Raw genomic sequence first — 14,778 nt, 5'->3', positions numbered from 1 at the left:
AATGAAATCCTACATTTTTTCGGATAAACGCCGTTCCCTCGGACACGTATGTACATTGCACCGAGGACTGCACCGTTGGAACCGAGCTCGCTCGACATCGCCGAAATGCGCAAACGGCTTTTGAACCATGGCTTGAATGACGCTCGCTTGGGCCTCATTCGTCAAAATCACCATAACATTCAAAAGGCCATTCCGCTTGCCTTGGATAGCCTGTTGAAATTCATTGATGATAAGCAGCCGTTCGGCACGATGCTTAGCGAAAAAAACCGTCTCGAACGTGTTGGTGCAAGTTTCATCAAACACTGGACGTTCATCGCGAACGCAGACTTTGGCGAAGAATACCTTGCATCGGTAAAGCACATCGCAGCGGTGCATACCCGCATCAATCTCGCACCCTCCCTTCAAATTGCGGGCTACACACACATGAGGGTCGGCCTGATCGAACACGCAGGTCACAGTGGTTTTTTCCGCAAACGCAACAATGCCTTGGCCGATGCGATCAGTCGCGCTGTGACCTTTGACATGGATTTGTCCCTAAGCAGCTACCTGACGACGTCAGCCGAACGCTCTGCCTCGCTAAAACACGAGATGAGCCGCGATTTCTCGGACTCGTTAGGCAAGATTGTTGAGACACTTGCGGGTGCGGCTGAACAAACTTCGGCCAGCGTGAAACAAGCCTCAATGTCAGCATCAGAACTGTCGAACTCCGCAAGCGGCATTCGTGGTGAGATGGAAAAAGCCACTTTGCTCTCAACAACGGCAGCGCAATATGCCCAGACTGCGACGGATCAGGTGGAACGCCTAGCTCAAAAAGTCGAAAATATTTCGAAAGCGGTTCAGATGATCAATGATATTGCGAACCAAACCAACCTGTTGGCATTGAACGCCTCAATCGAGGCGGCGCGTGCAGGTGCCGTTGGTCGCGGTTTCAATGTGGTTGCGGGTGAGGTGAAAAACCTCGCGGCGCAGACCACCAAAGTCACTGAAGACATCAATAGCCTGATTGAGGCCGTACGTGTCGAGACGAATTCCGCTGTAAAGAGCGTAGGTGCGATCTCTGAACAAGTCTCTCAAGTGAACAACGCCTCCGTCTCTGTCCAAGATGCGCTTCGCGTTCAAGGAGAGGCTTTAAACAGCGTCATCATGTCTAGCGTCGATCAGTCTCGCATCGGATCTGAACACGTTGCGGAACAGGCCCACACACTCCGCGCGACCGCGGACGATTACCTTCGCCGCATGGAAAGTCTTGACACCAACTGACGCGGATTAACTTGTCAGGGCATGCCCGTCACCTTATAGGCACGAGCATGCTCGATACCGCTTCAAATCGCCCCGCCCTGCCCGCTGAGATCGCACGTCGCCGCACGTTCGCGATCATTTCACACCCTGACGCTGGTAAGACCACTCTTACCGAAAAGTTTCTGTTGTTCGGTGGTGCGATCCAGATGGCAGGTCAGGTCCGCGCAAAGGGCGAAGCACGACGCACTCGGTCGGACTTTATGCAGATGGAAAAGGATCGCGGGATTTCCGTGTCCGCATCTGCGATGTCGTTCGACTTTAAGAACTTTCGGTTCAACCTCGTTGACACCCCCGGTCACTCGGACTTCTCCGAAGATACCTACCGCACGCTGACGGCTGTTGATGCCGCCGTGATGGTGATCGACGGCGCAAAGGGTGTGGAAAGCCAAACCCAAAAGCTGTTCGAAGTGTGCCGCCTACGCGACCTTCCGATCCTGACCTTCTGTAACAAGATGGACCGCGAAAGCCGCGATGTGTTCGACATCATCGACGAAATTCAGGAAAACCTTGCGATCGACGTGACGCCTGCGTCTTGGCCCATTGGGATGGGTAAAGAATTCATGGGCTGTTACGACCTACTTAACGACCGTCTCGAACTGATGGATCGTGCGGACCGTAACCGCGTCGCCGAGAGCATCGAGATCAAAGGCCTCAGCGATCCCGCGCTGAAGGAACACATTCCAGCGCATCTTCTGGAGAAATTCCTCGAAGAGATCGAAATGGCTCGCGAACTGCTGCCAGAACTGAACCATCAAGCAGTCCTTGAGGGCCACATGACCCCGATTTGGTTCGGCTCTGCGATCAACTCTTTTGGCGTCAAAGAACTGATGGACGGCATCGGCAAATACGGTCCCGAACCGCAGCCGCAGTCCGCTGACCCGCGTCAGGTTATGCCCGAAGAAAACAAGGTCGCTGGCTTCGTGTTCAAGGTGCAGGCGAATATGGACCCGAAACACCGTGACCGTGTGGCCTTTGTCCGTTTGGCCTCTGGTCACTTCCATCGCGGTATGAAGCTGACCCACGTCCGCTCCAAGAAGCCGATGGCGATTTCGAACCCTGTTCTGTTCCTCGCCTCGGACCGTGAATTGGCCGAAGAGGCTTGGGCTGGCGATATCATCGGCATTCCGAACCACGGGCAATTGCGCATCGGTGACACCCTCACCGAAGGCGAAAACCTCAAGGTCACGGGAATCCCGTCTTTCGCGCCAGAGCTTTTGCAGAACTGCCGCGCGGGCGACCCGATGAAGGCCAAACACCTTGAGAAGGCACTCATGCAGTTCGCCGAAGAAGGCGCTGCAAAGGTGTTCAAACCCGCGTTCGGGTCTGGTTTTATTGTCGGCGTCGTCGGCCAGCTTCAGTTCGAAGTTCTCGCTAGCCGGATCGAGTTGGAATACGGCCTGCCCGTGCGCTTTGAACCGTCGCAGTTCACCTCTGCCCGTTGGGTTCAGGGAGATAAAACGGCGGTCGATAAATTCATCGCAGCCAACAAACAGCACATCAGCCATGACAACGACGGCGATGTTGTGTTCCTAACCCGCCTGCAGTGGGACATCGACCGCGTGGAACGCGATTACCCCGATGTCAAACTGACCGCGACCAAGGAAATGATGGTTTGAGGGGCAAATGCCGCTCCGATTGACCTGAAGGCGGTTTTCGGTATAGAAGGCCGCAGCCCGCTTGCGGGAACTATTGACGCGGGGCGCGTTGGCATGTTGCGTCCCATAACCTTCGGCCCCCGACGGGCCGCGACTATGGACACATATGACAAAATTCTCCGATCTGAACCTTGATGCAAAGGTTCTCAAGGCGGTTGCCGAAGCTGGCTACGAAACCCCAACCCCTATTCAGGCTGGCGCCATTCCCGCCGCCCTCGAAGGCCGCGATGTTCTAGGCATTGCGCAAACGGGCACGGGAAAAACCGCATCTTTCACGCTGCCTATGATTACCCTTCTGGGTCGTGGTCGCGCACGTGCACGGATGCCGCGTTCACTCGTTCTTTGTCCGACCCGCGAATTGGCGGCTCAGGTGGCTGAGAACTTTGACGTTTACGCAAAGCATACGAAACTCACAAAGGCCCTGTTGATCGGCGGCGTGTCGTTCAAAGACCAAGACGCTGCGATCGATCGTGGTGTTGACGTTCTGATCGCGACCCCTGGCCGTCTGCTCGACCATTTTGAGCGCGGTAAACTGCTGCTCACTGGCGTGCAGATCATGGTCGTCGACGAAGCTGACCGTATGCTCGACATGGGCTTTATCCCTGACATCGAACGCATCTTTAACCTGACGCCGTTCACCCGTCAGACGCTGTTCTTCTCGGCCACAATGGCGCCCGAGATTGAACGCATCACGAATACCTTCCTACACACGCCCGCCAAGGTCGAAGTTGCCCGTCAGGCGACCGCGTCCGAGCGTATTGAACAGCACGTCGTGCATTTCAAAGGGTCCCGTCGTGACCGCGCAGCGAGCGAGAAACGTCAGCTCCTCCGCGCGCTGATCGACGCTGAAGGCGATAAACTGCAGAACGGTGTGATTTTCTGTAACCGCAAGTCGGACGTTGATATCTGCCACAAATCGCTGAGCAAATATGGTTATGACTCGGCCCCGATCCACGGCGATCTGGACCAGAGCCAGCGGAACTCCACCCTTGAATCCTTCCGCGAAGGCAAGATCAAGATCTTGGTGGCTTCTGATGTGGCGGCTCGTGGTCTGGACGTGCCGTCCGTGACCCACGTCTTTAACTTTGACGTGCCGGGTCACCCAGAGGACTACGTGCACCGTATTGGCCGCACAGGTCGCGCCGGCCGCGACGGTAAGGCGATCATGATCTGCGAACCGCGCGACGAAAAGAATTTTGACGCCGTTCAAAAGCTGTTGGGCAAGGACATTCCTGTTCTGGAAAACCCGCTGGGCCAAATTGAAGCGTCCGAGGACAAGCCTGAAGCGTCTGACGACAAACCAAAGCGCAGCCGTAGCCGCCGTGGTGGAGCGCGCAAGAAAGACGACGAAGTGAAACCGCAGGAACAGGTGGTTGAGGCCCCTACCCCTGAGGTCGTCGAAGACGTAGCTGCCATTGAAAAGCCGGTGGAGCGCGACCAGCGTCCGCAGCGCGACAACAACCGAGACAACAATCGTGACCGTGGCCAGCGTCGTGACCGCCGGCGTGATCGCGACGATCAGGTCATCGGAATGGGCGACGATGCCCCCGCGTTTATCCGGCTCAGCTTTGACGAACGCCGCAAAGCCTAAACAAAAAAGCCCGCGAAGATCACTCTTCGCGGGCTTTTTTATTGTCTCGCCGATCAGTTCAATCGGCTGATGATGATCGTCACTTCGGGCTTTTTACCAATCTCATTCTGGCAAGAATTCCGAATGATGCGACGCAACTGAGTTTCCAGCTCATCATCGTCCAAGAGCGTTTTATCATCCGCGCGGTTGATGAACTGGCTCAGGTCCTCTTCGAGAACATCAACGAGCGGCGCGTTGTTGCGGCCCATTTCAGGAAGCCCCATTAATTCGCACCACGGATCACCCAGCGGTTCATCATGTTCATCGATGATGAGCGTCGCTGTCACATGACCGTTCAGCGCCATTCGGATACGGTCGCGCACGATGCCATCAAGCGCACCAATCTGCACCGAACCATCCAAGTATGTGCGACCTGTTTCGACATAGCCACACACCTCTGGGCGATTGGCAGACAGGTTCACCATCGTGCCGTTCACCGCAATCACACCCGTGATCCCGCTCTCTGCGCCAAGCTTTACATGTTCTCGCAGGTGGCGATGTTCACCGTGCATCGGGATCAGCATTTGCGGTTGCATAATCTGGTGCAATTTCTTCAGATCAGGACGGTTCGCATGGCCTGAGACGTGGTAGAGGCCACCACGATCATCAATCACCTCAACACCCTTTTCCGACAGCGCGTTCATGATGCGGATCACACCGCGTTCGTTGCCCGGAATGGTCTTGGACGAAAAGATGAACGTATCGCCCTCTTTGAGAGACAGGCCGAGGTATTTGCCTTGGGACAATTGGGCAGAGGCCGCGCGACGTTCGCCTTGGGACCCTGTGACCAGCAGCATGACGTTTTCACGCGGAATGCTCGCCGCATCTTCGGGCGAAATGACGGAAGGGAAGTCTGACAGAATACCCGTCTCGATCCCTGCCTCGACCATCCGACGCATCGCACGACCCAAGAGGCAGATCGAACGACCCGCATTCTGCGCGGCAACGGCCAGCGTTTTCAAACGCGCGATGTTCGACGCAAAGGTGGTCGCCACGACCATGCCTTTTTGCTCTTCGATCAACGCCTGAAGCGGTTTGGCGAGTTCCGCCTCGCTCCGCCCTGCGTGTTCTGAAAAGACGTTGGTGGAATCGCAGACAAGCGCCTTGATGCCACCCTTCGCGATCTCAGACAGCATGTCCTCGTCAAAGGGTTCACCAACAACTGGCGTTTTATCGATCTTGAAGTCGCCCGAGTGGAACACGCGTTCGGTCGGCGTTTCGATCAACAGGCCGCCGCTCTCTGGGATCGAGTGGCTCATCGGTACGACCGAAACGGTAAACGGGCCGCATTTCGTGACCGCAGGATATGCCCCAACAGTGCGCACGATGCCTTCGGGCAGGTGTTTCTCAGACAGCTTACGGGTCGCTATATTCGCAGTGAAAGTCCTCGCATAAATCGGCGCGCCGAGGCGTTCCCACAAGAGGCCAACAGCCCCCACGTGGTCCTCGTGCGCGTGGGTGATAAAGATCCCTTCGATCTGATCCTTACGCTCTTCGAGCCACGTGATGTCAGGGAAAATCAGGTCAACGCCGGGGCTCCCGTCCATATCAGGGAAGGTCACGCCCAGATCGACAACGATCAAACGTTCCTTATCTGGTGCACCATATCCGTAGACATAGGCGTTCATGCCGATCTCGCCCGCGCCGCCGAGCGGCAGGTAAATCAGTCGTTCACTGCTCATGTAGTTTCCTTATTGTAATCATTGATCACGGTCAGACCGTGCATGGTCAGGTCATCCTCGATCACATCGAAGAGGTTATCGACCTGTTCAAAAAGACGAGCGAGCCCGCCTGTCCCGATGATTTTCATCGGCGCATCATATTCATCGCGGATGCGCGCGCAGATTTCTTTGATGAGGCCAACATAGCCCCAGAACACGCCCGATTGCATACAAGCAACGGTATTGGTGCCGATCACCGCTTGGGGACGGCTGATATCGACATGAGGCAAGGCCGCAGCCGCACGGTGCAGTGCCTCTAGGCTGAGGTTCACACCGGGAGCAATCACGCCGCCCACATAGGCACCATCCTCTGCCACAACGTCAAAGGTGGTCGCAGTGCCAAAATCCACAACGATCAAGTTCCCACCGTGCCGCGAAAACGCACCGGCAGAGTTGACCAAGCGGTCAGGACCAACGGTCGTACCTGCATCCACACGCGGTTGCTGCGGGAGAAAGCATTCTGGTTTACCCACAACGAGCGGGCGACAGTTGAAATAACGATCGGCCAGAACGCGCAGGTTAAAGACCACACGTGGGACCGTGGACGAAATGATGACCTGATCGATTTCTACGTTGATCTTCTGGTGGGCCATCAGTGTCGAGAGCCAGACAAAATACTGGTCCGCCGTCCGCTGGTGTTCCGTTGAGGTCCGCCACGTCGCGATAAAGTCCTGCCCATCCCAGACAGAAAACACGGTATTTGTGTTGCCACAGTCGATGCACAAAAGCATGGCCTGCCCCCTCTAGAAATGCACGTCGGCTGCGCTGATCGTAACGGGGCCACGCCCTGTGATCAGCACCAAATTACCGTCGCGGTCGATGGTATCAAAGATACCTGTCAAAGTCTCTTGGGCGGTGCGGGCTGTGATCGTTTCCCCCAGCCGCGCCGCATTGCGGAGCCAATCCGCACGAATACGTTCGAACCCGAAATAGGTCAGTTTGTTTTCTTGGGTAATGAAATTCGTCGCAAGGAGGCTCAGAAAATCCTTGGGCCGGATCACATGCCCCACTGCGGACGAAACGCTCACCGGTGGGAATGCGGCATCTTGGACGCCTTGAGGAACCATCGCGAGGTTCACACCCACGCCGATTGACAACCAATTCACACTCTCTGCCGTGCCACTGCTTTCAAGCAAAATGCCCGCTACCTTGCCCCCATCGAGCAAAACATCATTCGGCCATTTCAACGAAAGCCGTTCGCGCGGCACCCAGAAAGCCAGCGTTTCAAACAACGCAACCGCGGCGAGGAACGACCGTAGGGCAGCGTCCTGTGGTGTGGCTTGGGGCTTATAGACCAGCGTCGCAGCGAGGTTTCCGCGCGGGTCCATCCACTGCTTTCCACGCCGTCCCCGCCCTGCGGTTTGGCGTTTGGCCATAATCCATGTCGGAACACGGATCGAGGCCGCCCGTAAGGCAGCCTCGGTCATTGTGCTATCAACCTCGTCCAAGACGACAAGGTCAACGCCCGTGGGCCAACGTGGCCCTGCGTTTAGATCAGTTGACAAGCGCCTGCGCCGCCTCAGCTGCCATCGGCACGATACCAAAGAGGTTCACGATACCAACCAGCATGATCACAGCGGATGCCACCAACATGCCCCATGCAACGGGAGACATGGTGCCATCAAGAGCATCGGAGTCTTCGCCGAAGTACATGTAGTAAACGACACGCAGGTAGTAGAACGCACCGATCACCGACGCGATACCAGCGGCCAGAGCGAGCCAGACCAGATCGGCCTCAAGCGCTGCACGGAACACAGCCAGCTTGCCCATAAAGCCAAGCATCGGTGGCACACCCGCGAGCGAGAACATCAGGACCAGCAAGGCCAGTGCCTTGAGCGGCTCTTTTTTCGAATACATCGAAAGAGCTTTGATCTCGGTGACTGGTTTGCCGTCTTTTTCCATCGACAGAATGAAGGCGAATGTACCGATATTCATGGTCACATAGATCGACATGTAGACCAGCATTGCTTCGACGCCCATTGCGGTGCCAGCAGCCAGCCCCATCAGGGCAAAACCCATGTGAGCGATCGAGGAGTAAGCCATCAGACGTTTGATATTGGTCTGACCGATCGCAGCGATTGCACCGACGAACATCGACAGGATCGAGAGCATCATCACGATCTGCTGCCAGTCGCCAACAACACCACCGAAGGCATCATAAACAACACGCGCGAACAGGCCCATCGCAGCGACTTTGGGTGCGGTCGCAAAGAACGCAGTCACTGGGGTCGGGGAACCTTCGTAAACGTCAGGGGTCCACATGTGGAATGGCGCTGCCGATACCTTGAAAGCGAAACCCGACATCATGAAGACCATGCCGAACAGCAGGCCGATGGAGACGTCATGACCAACAGCAGTCAGGATTCCCGAGAACAGCGTGGTGCCAGCAAAGCCGTAGGTGAGCGATGCACCGTAGAGCAGCAGACCGGAAGACAGAGCGCCGAGGACGAAGTACTTCAGACCAGCTTCAGTCGATTTCGCACTGTCACGACGCAGCGAAGCCACGACGTAGAGAGCGAGCGATTGCAGTTCGAGGCCCATATAGAGGGACATCAAGTCACCAGCCGAAACCATGACCATCATACCCACAGTCGCGAGGGCAACGAGGATCGGATACTCAAAGCGCAGAAGGTCGCGTTTCGCCATGTAATCGATGCTGACGATCAGAACCGCAGCTGCCGAGAACAGGATCACAACCTTGGCAAAGCGCGAGAAGCTGTCGTTGATGAACATACCACCGAAGGCTTCTTGTGTGCCCTGCCCATTTAGGCCAATCCACGCGCCGAGCACGAGGAACACACCAGCGGTGAGCCATGTCAGGAAAGACGCGGTTTTGTCTTTGCCGGTGTAGACTGCACCCAGCAGTGCACCCATCGCAAAGAGCGCTAGGATGATTTCCGGAAGGACGATTTGGATATCGCTCGAGATCATTTGTCCGGCTCCTTAGTGTGCAGCGACTTCGGCCACAGCGGCGACGGTTAGGTCGCTCGCCTCGATGGCGGTGTGGACGTGGTGAACCAGTGCTTCAACGCTCGGCCCGATGAGGTCGGTCACGAGGCTCGGGTAGATACCCAAGAGCAAGGTCATGATGACGAGCGGTGCAAAGATCATCTTTTCACGGCCAGTCATGTCGGTGATGGATTTGAGGCTTTCCTTGATCAGCTCACCCATGACGACGCGGCGGTAAAGCCACAGCGCATAAGCCGCCGAGAAGATCACGCCGAGCGCCGCTACAGCAGCCACCCAAGTGTTTACTTGGAAGATACCCATGAGCGTTAGGAATTCACCGACAAAGCCCGACGTACCCGGCAGACCAACGTTAGCCATTGTGAAGAACATGAACAGCAGCGCGTAAGCCGGCATCCGGTTCACGAGACCACCGTATGCGTCGATGTCACGGGTGTGCATGCGGTCGTAAATCACGCCTACGCAGAGGAACAGTGCGCCAGAGATAAACCCGTGGCTGATCATCTGGAAGATCGCACCGTCGATACCCTGCTGGTTCATCGCAAAGATGCCCATAGTCACGTAGCCCATGTGTGCAACCGACGAATAAGCGATCAGCTTTTTCATGTCCTCTTGGACCAGCGCAACGAGCGAGGTGTAAACGATCGCAATCGCAGACATCCAGAGAACTAGATCACCCATCACGGCAGAGCCAACGGGGAACATCGGAAGCGAGAAGCGCAGGAAGCCGTAGCCACCCATCTTCAACAGGATAGCAGCCAGAACAACGGAACCAGCGGTCGGTGCTTGAACGTGTGCGTCAGGCAACCAAGTGTGAACAGGCCACATCGGCATTTTCACGGCGAAGGACGCGAAGAACGCAAGGAACAGCATAGTCTGAAGACCGCCAACCACCTGAATACCGAGCACCGAGAAACCAGCGGTCGAGAATTCGTGGGTCATCAGGGTCGGGATATCCATGGTGCCCGCGTCTGCATACATCGCAACCATCGCAACCAGCATCAGCACAGAGCCGAGGAAGGTGTAAAGGAAGAACTTGAACGACGCGTAAATGCGGTTCTTACCACCCCAGATACCGATCATCAGGAACATCGGGATCAAGCCTGCCTCAAAGAAAACGTAGAACAGGACCAGATCAAGCGCCATGAACACGCCGAGCATCAGCGTTTCCAGCATCAGGAACGCGATCATGTATTCTTTGGTGCGGTGCGTCACATCCCATGCCGACCAGATCACCAAAGGCATGAGGAAGGTCGAGAGCATCACGAACAGAAGCGAAATACCGTCTACACCCATTTTATAGTGCAGACCAAAGAGCCACTCGCGGTCTTCGACGAACTGCATTCCAGTGTTCGACGGATCGAAACCAGTCAGAATAAACAGCGAGACAAGGAAGGTCGCAACGGTCGCGATCATCGCCACCCATTTGGCGTTCTTACGGGCGCCTTCATCGTCCCCACGCAGGAACAGGGCCAGAATGGCCGCGGCCAAGAGCGGGATGAAGGTTACGATCGAAAGAAGATTTTCCATTAGTGCGATCCCCCGGTGAGCGTCACCCAGGTCAGAATGACCGCGATGCCCAGAACCATCGCGAAGGCGTAAGTAAAGACGTAACCGGACTGGGCGCGGCCTGCGAGTTTGGTCAGGAAGGGCACAATACCCATCGCAAGACCGTTGATCCCGCCGTCGATTGTTTGCTCGTCACCGCGTTTCCAGAAGAAGCGACCGATGGCCTTGGCAGGCTGGACAAAAACGAAGTCATACAGCTCGTCGAAGTACCATTTGTTGAGCAAGAAGTTGTAAAGCGGAGCCTGGTTCGCTGCCAGCTGTGCTGGCAGGTGCGGCTTGCGGATATACATCACCCAAGCGGTGACGAAACCGATCAGCATCGCAATGAACGGGCTAACCTTGACCCAAACCGGCGAGTGGTGCGCAGCGTCGAGAACTTCGTTTGAAGCGTCCGACATGTAAATCGCGCCACGCTCTGCACCGTGATGTTCTGCGGCCATTGCTGCGTGCGACGCATCTGCAGCGACCTCACCATGGGCCGCGTCAGTCGCGCCGTGTTCCGCTGCAGGTGCAGCGTGATCGGTTGCAGCGCCCTCTTCAGTTGCAGCAACATGGTGCGGCATTCCGAAGAATTCGGTCATCTTTTCGTGGTCACCAAAGAACGGCTTCAGCCAGATCATACCAGCAAAGATCGCGCCCATTGCAAGAACACCGAGCGGCACCAGCATAACCAGCGGGCTTTCGTGTGCGTGTTCATGTGCGTGATGATCCCCACGTTCTTGGCCGTAGAAGGTCATGAACATCAGGCGCCACGAGTAGAACGAGGTGAACAGAGCGGCGATAACAAGTGCCCAGAAGGCAAAACCGTTGCCCGAAGCATAAGCGCTCTCGATAATCGCGTCTTTGGAGAGGAAGCCAGCGAAACCGTAGTAGGTCAGCGGGATACCAACACCTGTAATGGCCAGCGTGCCGATCATCATCGCCCAGAAGGTGAACGGGATTTTCTTCCGCAGGTTACCGTAGTTCCGCATGTCCTGTTCGTGGTGCATCGCGTGGATGACCGAACCAGCGCCGAGGAACAACATCGCCTTAAAGAACGCGTGTGTGAACAGGTGGAACATCGCAGCGCCGTAGATACCCGCGCCAGCCGCAACAAACATGTAGCCCAGCTGCGAACAGGTCGAATATGCGATTACGCGCTTGATGTCGTTCTGAACGAGGCCGACGGTTGCCGCAAAGAATGCGGTCGCAGCGCCCAAGTACATGATGAACGATTTGGTTTCCGGTGCGTATTCGAACAGAGGCGACATGCGGCAAACGAGGAACACACCTGCGGTCACCATTGTTGCAGCGTGGATCAGAGCCGAAACAGGTGTCGGACCTTCCATCGCATCAGGCAGCCAAGTGTGCAGGATCAGCTGAGCCGATTTACCCATCGCACCAACAAAGAGCAGGAAGGCCAGCAGGTTTGCAGCGTTCCAATCGCTCCACAAGAAGTGAAGCTGGGTTTCAGCCAGATGTGGCGCGTTATCAAAGATCACGTCGAACTGGATGCTGTCGGTCAGCATGTAGAGACCAAAGATACCCAGAGCAAAGCCGAAGTCACCAACGCGGTTTACAACGAAGGCCTTCATCGCAGCAGCGTTTGCAGACGGCTTTTTGTAATAGAAACCGATCAGCAAATAGGATGCGACGCCCACGCCTTCCCAGCCAAAGAACATCTGAACGAGGTTGTCAGACGTAACCAGCATGAGCATGGCGAAGGTAAAGAACGACAGATAGGCAAAGAAACGAGCCTTGTAGTGTTCGTGATGACCCCAGTTTTCGTCATGTGCCATGTAGCCCATGGAATAGAGGTGCACGAGCGACGAAACTGTGTTCACAACGATCAGCATGATAACGGTCAGGCGGTCGATACGGATCGCCCAATCGGTGCTCAGGGTGCCAGAGTTGATCCAGTCCAGCAGGTGGATCGTGTAGGCTTGGCCGTCAAAATTCAAGAACAGCACCCAGCTTAGCGCAGCACAGAGGAACAGGATGCCAGTGGTCAGCCACTGAGCGCCCTTTTCACCGATAAAGCGCCAGCCGAAACCCGCGATAAGCGACCCGACAAAGGGGGCAAGAAGGATAAACTTTTCCATGTCGGATCAGCCTTTCATCACGTTGACGTCTTCAACGTCGATGGTCCCGCGGTTGCGGAAGAAACAGACGAGGATCGCGAGGCCGATCGCCGCTTCAGCAGCAACGGTCAGCACGAAGAGGGTGAACACCTGACCAACCAGATCGTTCAGGAAGGACGAGAAAGCGACGAAGTTGATATTGACCGACAAAAGGATCAATTCAATCGACATCAGCAGGATGATGATGTTCTTGCGGTTCAAGAACAGCCCGAAAATCCCGATGACGAACAGTGCCGCAGCAACTGTGAGATAGTGTTCAATTCCGATCATTTCTTCCGTCCCTCGCTTTTGTTTTTCGCGAATTTTGGCATTACAGCCCCTGCCCCGGTTTGATGTCTTTCAGCTCCATTGCTTTGGCCGGATCACGGTAAAGCTGGGCAAGAACGTCTTGACGTTTGATGTTTTGGCGGTGGCGCAGGGTCAGCACGATGGCCCCGATCATCGCGACCAACAGGATTAGACCTGCCAGTTGGAATAGCATGATGTATTTGTCGTAGACCAAGAGACCCAGCGCGGCGGTGTTTTGCATATCGCCCTGCGGTGCGGCCAGACGGGTTTCGAAACCGTCCGAATATGCCCAAGAGCCGTAAGCCATCGCAAGCTGCAGGAGGATGATCACACCGATGAGAAGCGCGAGCGGCATATATTTCGCCATCTCTGCTTTCAACTCGGCAAAGTCGATGTCGAGCATCATGACCACAAAGAGGAACAGAACTGCGACCGCACCGACGTAAACGATCATCAAGAGCATCGCGATGAATTCCGCGCCCAGCAGAACAAAAAGCCCCGCCGAAGAGAGGAACGACAAGATTAGCCAGAGAACCGAATGGACAGGGTTCCGGCTCACGACTGTGAACAGGCCGCCTGCAACGGTGGTCAGCGCAAAACAATAAAAGGCGATAGCGGCTACACTCATTCGTCCCGGTCCTTTTTAGCGTCCTCTTCCATAACCTCGTTCGCGAGTGTCATGGCTTTGGTCATTGCGGGAACGCCTCCGAACATTGCGGATTGTGCAATGGTCTCAGCGATCTCCTGTTTGGTGGCCCCTGCCTCGCGCGCATGGCGGACAGTCAGGCGGATCTGTGCGTCGGCTTGGGCACCCATGATCGTCAATCCGGTCAGGGTCAAAAGCAGACGGGTTTTGGCATCCAGACCTTCAGGATTAAAGGTCTTGCCCATAGTTGCTTCCATCATATCCGCAGACATGGTGGGCCACATGGTCTCAAACCCTTTGGGCATAAACGACTCAAGCGCAGGGTTGAGCGATTTTGCCCAGTCCTGCCCCGCCTTCATCATGGCTTCAAAAGGGTTAGATCCAGAGGTCATCGGTAAGGCGCATCCATTTCGAGGTTACGCGCAATCTCGGCTTCCCAACGGTCGCCGTTCGACAGGAGTTTCGCCTTGTCGTAGAACAGCTCTTCGCGGGTTTCAGTCGAGAATTCAAAGTTCGGACCTTCGACGATTGCGTCAACTGGGCAGGCTTCTTGGCAGAAGCCGCAGTAGATGCATTTAGTCATGTCGATGTCGTAGCGCGTGGTGCGGCGCGAGCCATCTTCGCGGGGTTCCGCGTCAATGGTGATCGCCTGAGCCGGGCAAATCGCTTCGCAGAGTTTACATGCGATGCAACGCTCTTCGCCGTTGGGATAACGACGCAGCGCGTGTTCACCACGGAAACGCGGCGAAAGCGGGCCCTTTTCGTGCGGGTAGTTCAACGTCGCCTTGGGCGCGAAGAAGTATTTGAACCCGAGACGGAAGCCTTTGATGAAGTCAGCGAGCAGGAAATATTTGGCCGCGCGGCCGTAATCGATCTGCGTCAT

General features: G+C 55.8%; 13 protein-coding genes. 3 read left to right on the top strand and 10 right to left on the bottom strand.

Features of this window, described 5'->3' with window-relative positions:
- The first annotated feature begins 75 nt into the window (after positions 1–75).
- The 3 genes from BSK21_RS04785 to BSK21_RS04775 all read left to right on the top strand — a co-directional run bounded on the left by BSK21_RS04785 (position 76) and on the right by BSK21_RS04775 (position 4,545).
- Entirely contained in the window at positions 76–1,260 is a 1,185-nt protein-coding gene (locus BSK21_RS04785; RefSeq protein WP_067549166.1) for a globin-coupled sensor protein, read from the top strand.
- A gap of 47 nt (positions 1,261–1,307) precedes the next feature.
- Positions 1,308–2,915: a peptide chain release factor 3 gene (locus BSK21_RS04780; RefSeq protein ID WP_067549169.1), complete on the top strand. Its 1,608-nt coding sequence runs from the start codon at positions 1,308–1,310 to the stop codon at positions 2,913–2,915.
- Positions 2,916–3,060: 145 nt separating this feature from the next.
- Positions 3,061–4,545 (top strand): DEAD/DEAH box helicase, encoded by a 1,485-nt coding sequence (locus BSK21_RS04775; RefSeq protein WP_067549171.1) that lies wholly within the window; start codon positions 3,061–3,063, stop codon positions 4,543–4,545.
- 53 nt (positions 4,546–4,598) lie between these two features.
- Here BSK21_RS04775 and BSK21_RS04770 read toward each other — a convergent pair whose 3' ends face one another.
- The 10 genes from BSK21_RS04770 to nuoI form a co-directional block, all read right to left on the bottom strand.
- Positions 4,599–6,266 (bottom strand): ribonuclease J, encoded by a 1,668-nt coding sequence (locus BSK21_RS04770; protein WP_067549173.1) that lies wholly within the window; start codon positions 6,264–6,266, stop codon positions 4,599–4,601.
- Complete coding sequence (locus tag BSK21_RS04765; RefSeq protein ID WP_067549176.1) at positions 6,263–7,036, bottom strand: type III pantothenate kinase; 774 nt, start codon at positions 7,034–7,036, stop codon at positions 6,263–6,265. The genes BSK21_RS04770 and BSK21_RS04765 overlap by 4 nt, the downstream gene beginning before the upstream one ends.
- A gap of 12 nt (positions 7,037–7,048) precedes the next feature.
- Positions 7,049–7,732, bottom strand: coding sequence for a biotin--[acetyl-CoA-carboxylase] ligase (locus BSK21_RS04760; RefSeq protein WP_067549712.1), 684 nt, complete (start codon positions 7,730–7,732; stop codon positions 7,049–7,051).
- A gap of 67 nt (positions 7,733–7,799) precedes the next feature.
- A complete protein-coding gene (gene nuoN, locus BSK21_RS04755) occupies positions 7,800–9,236 on the bottom strand; it encodes an NADH-quinone oxidoreductase subunit NuoN (protein ID WP_074038969.1) in 1,437 nt (478 codons plus the stop codon).
- A gap of 12 nt (positions 9,237–9,248) precedes the next feature.
- The gene (locus BSK21_RS04750) at positions 9,249–10,802 is read right to left on the bottom strand and encodes an NADH-quinone oxidoreductase subunit M (RefSeq protein WP_074038968.1); all 1,554 of its coding nucleotides are present in this window, start codon (positions 10,800–10,802) and stop codon (positions 9,249–9,251) included.
- Complete coding sequence (nuoL, locus tag BSK21_RS04745; RefSeq protein WP_067549182.1) at positions 10,802–12,922, bottom strand: NADH-quinone oxidoreductase subunit L; 2,121 nt, start codon at positions 12,920–12,922, stop codon at positions 10,802–10,804. Before nuoL ends, BSK21_RS04750 begins: the two co-directional genes overlap by 1 nt.
- A gap of 6 nt (positions 12,923–12,928) precedes the next feature.
- Positions 12,929–13,231 (bottom strand): NADH-quinone oxidoreductase subunit NuoK, encoded by a 303-nt coding sequence (nuoK, locus tag BSK21_RS04740; protein WP_074038967.1) that lies wholly within the window; start codon positions 13,229–13,231, stop codon positions 12,929–12,931.
- A gap of 40 nt (positions 13,232–13,271) precedes the next feature.
- Positions 13,272–13,877, bottom strand: coding sequence for an NADH-quinone oxidoreductase subunit J (locus BSK21_RS04735; protein ID WP_067549188.1), 606 nt, complete (start codon positions 13,875–13,877; stop codon positions 13,272–13,274).
- A complete protein-coding gene (locus BSK21_RS04730) occupies positions 13,874–14,287 on the bottom strand; it encodes a carboxymuconolactone decarboxylase family protein (RefSeq protein ID WP_067549191.1) in 414 nt (137 codons plus the stop codon). The genes BSK21_RS04735 and BSK21_RS04730 overlap by 4 nt, the downstream gene beginning before the upstream one ends.
- The gene (gene nuoI, locus BSK21_RS04725) at positions 14,284–14,778 is read right to left on the bottom strand and encodes an NADH-quinone oxidoreductase subunit NuoI (protein WP_067549194.1); all 495 of its coding nucleotides are present in this window, start codon (positions 14,776–14,778) and stop codon (positions 14,284–14,286) included. Before nuoI ends, BSK21_RS04730 begins: the two co-directional genes overlap by 4 nt.

The organism is Marivivens sp. JLT3646 (assembly GCF_001908835.1).
In the GTDB taxonomy this organism is placed as follows: Bacteria; Pseudomonadota; Alphaproteobacteria; order Rhodobacterales; family Rhodobacteraceae; genus Marivivens; species Marivivens geojensis.
The sequence above is the reverse complement of the archived record's forward strand: the minus strand, read 5'-3'. Positions and strand labels throughout refer to the sequence as shown.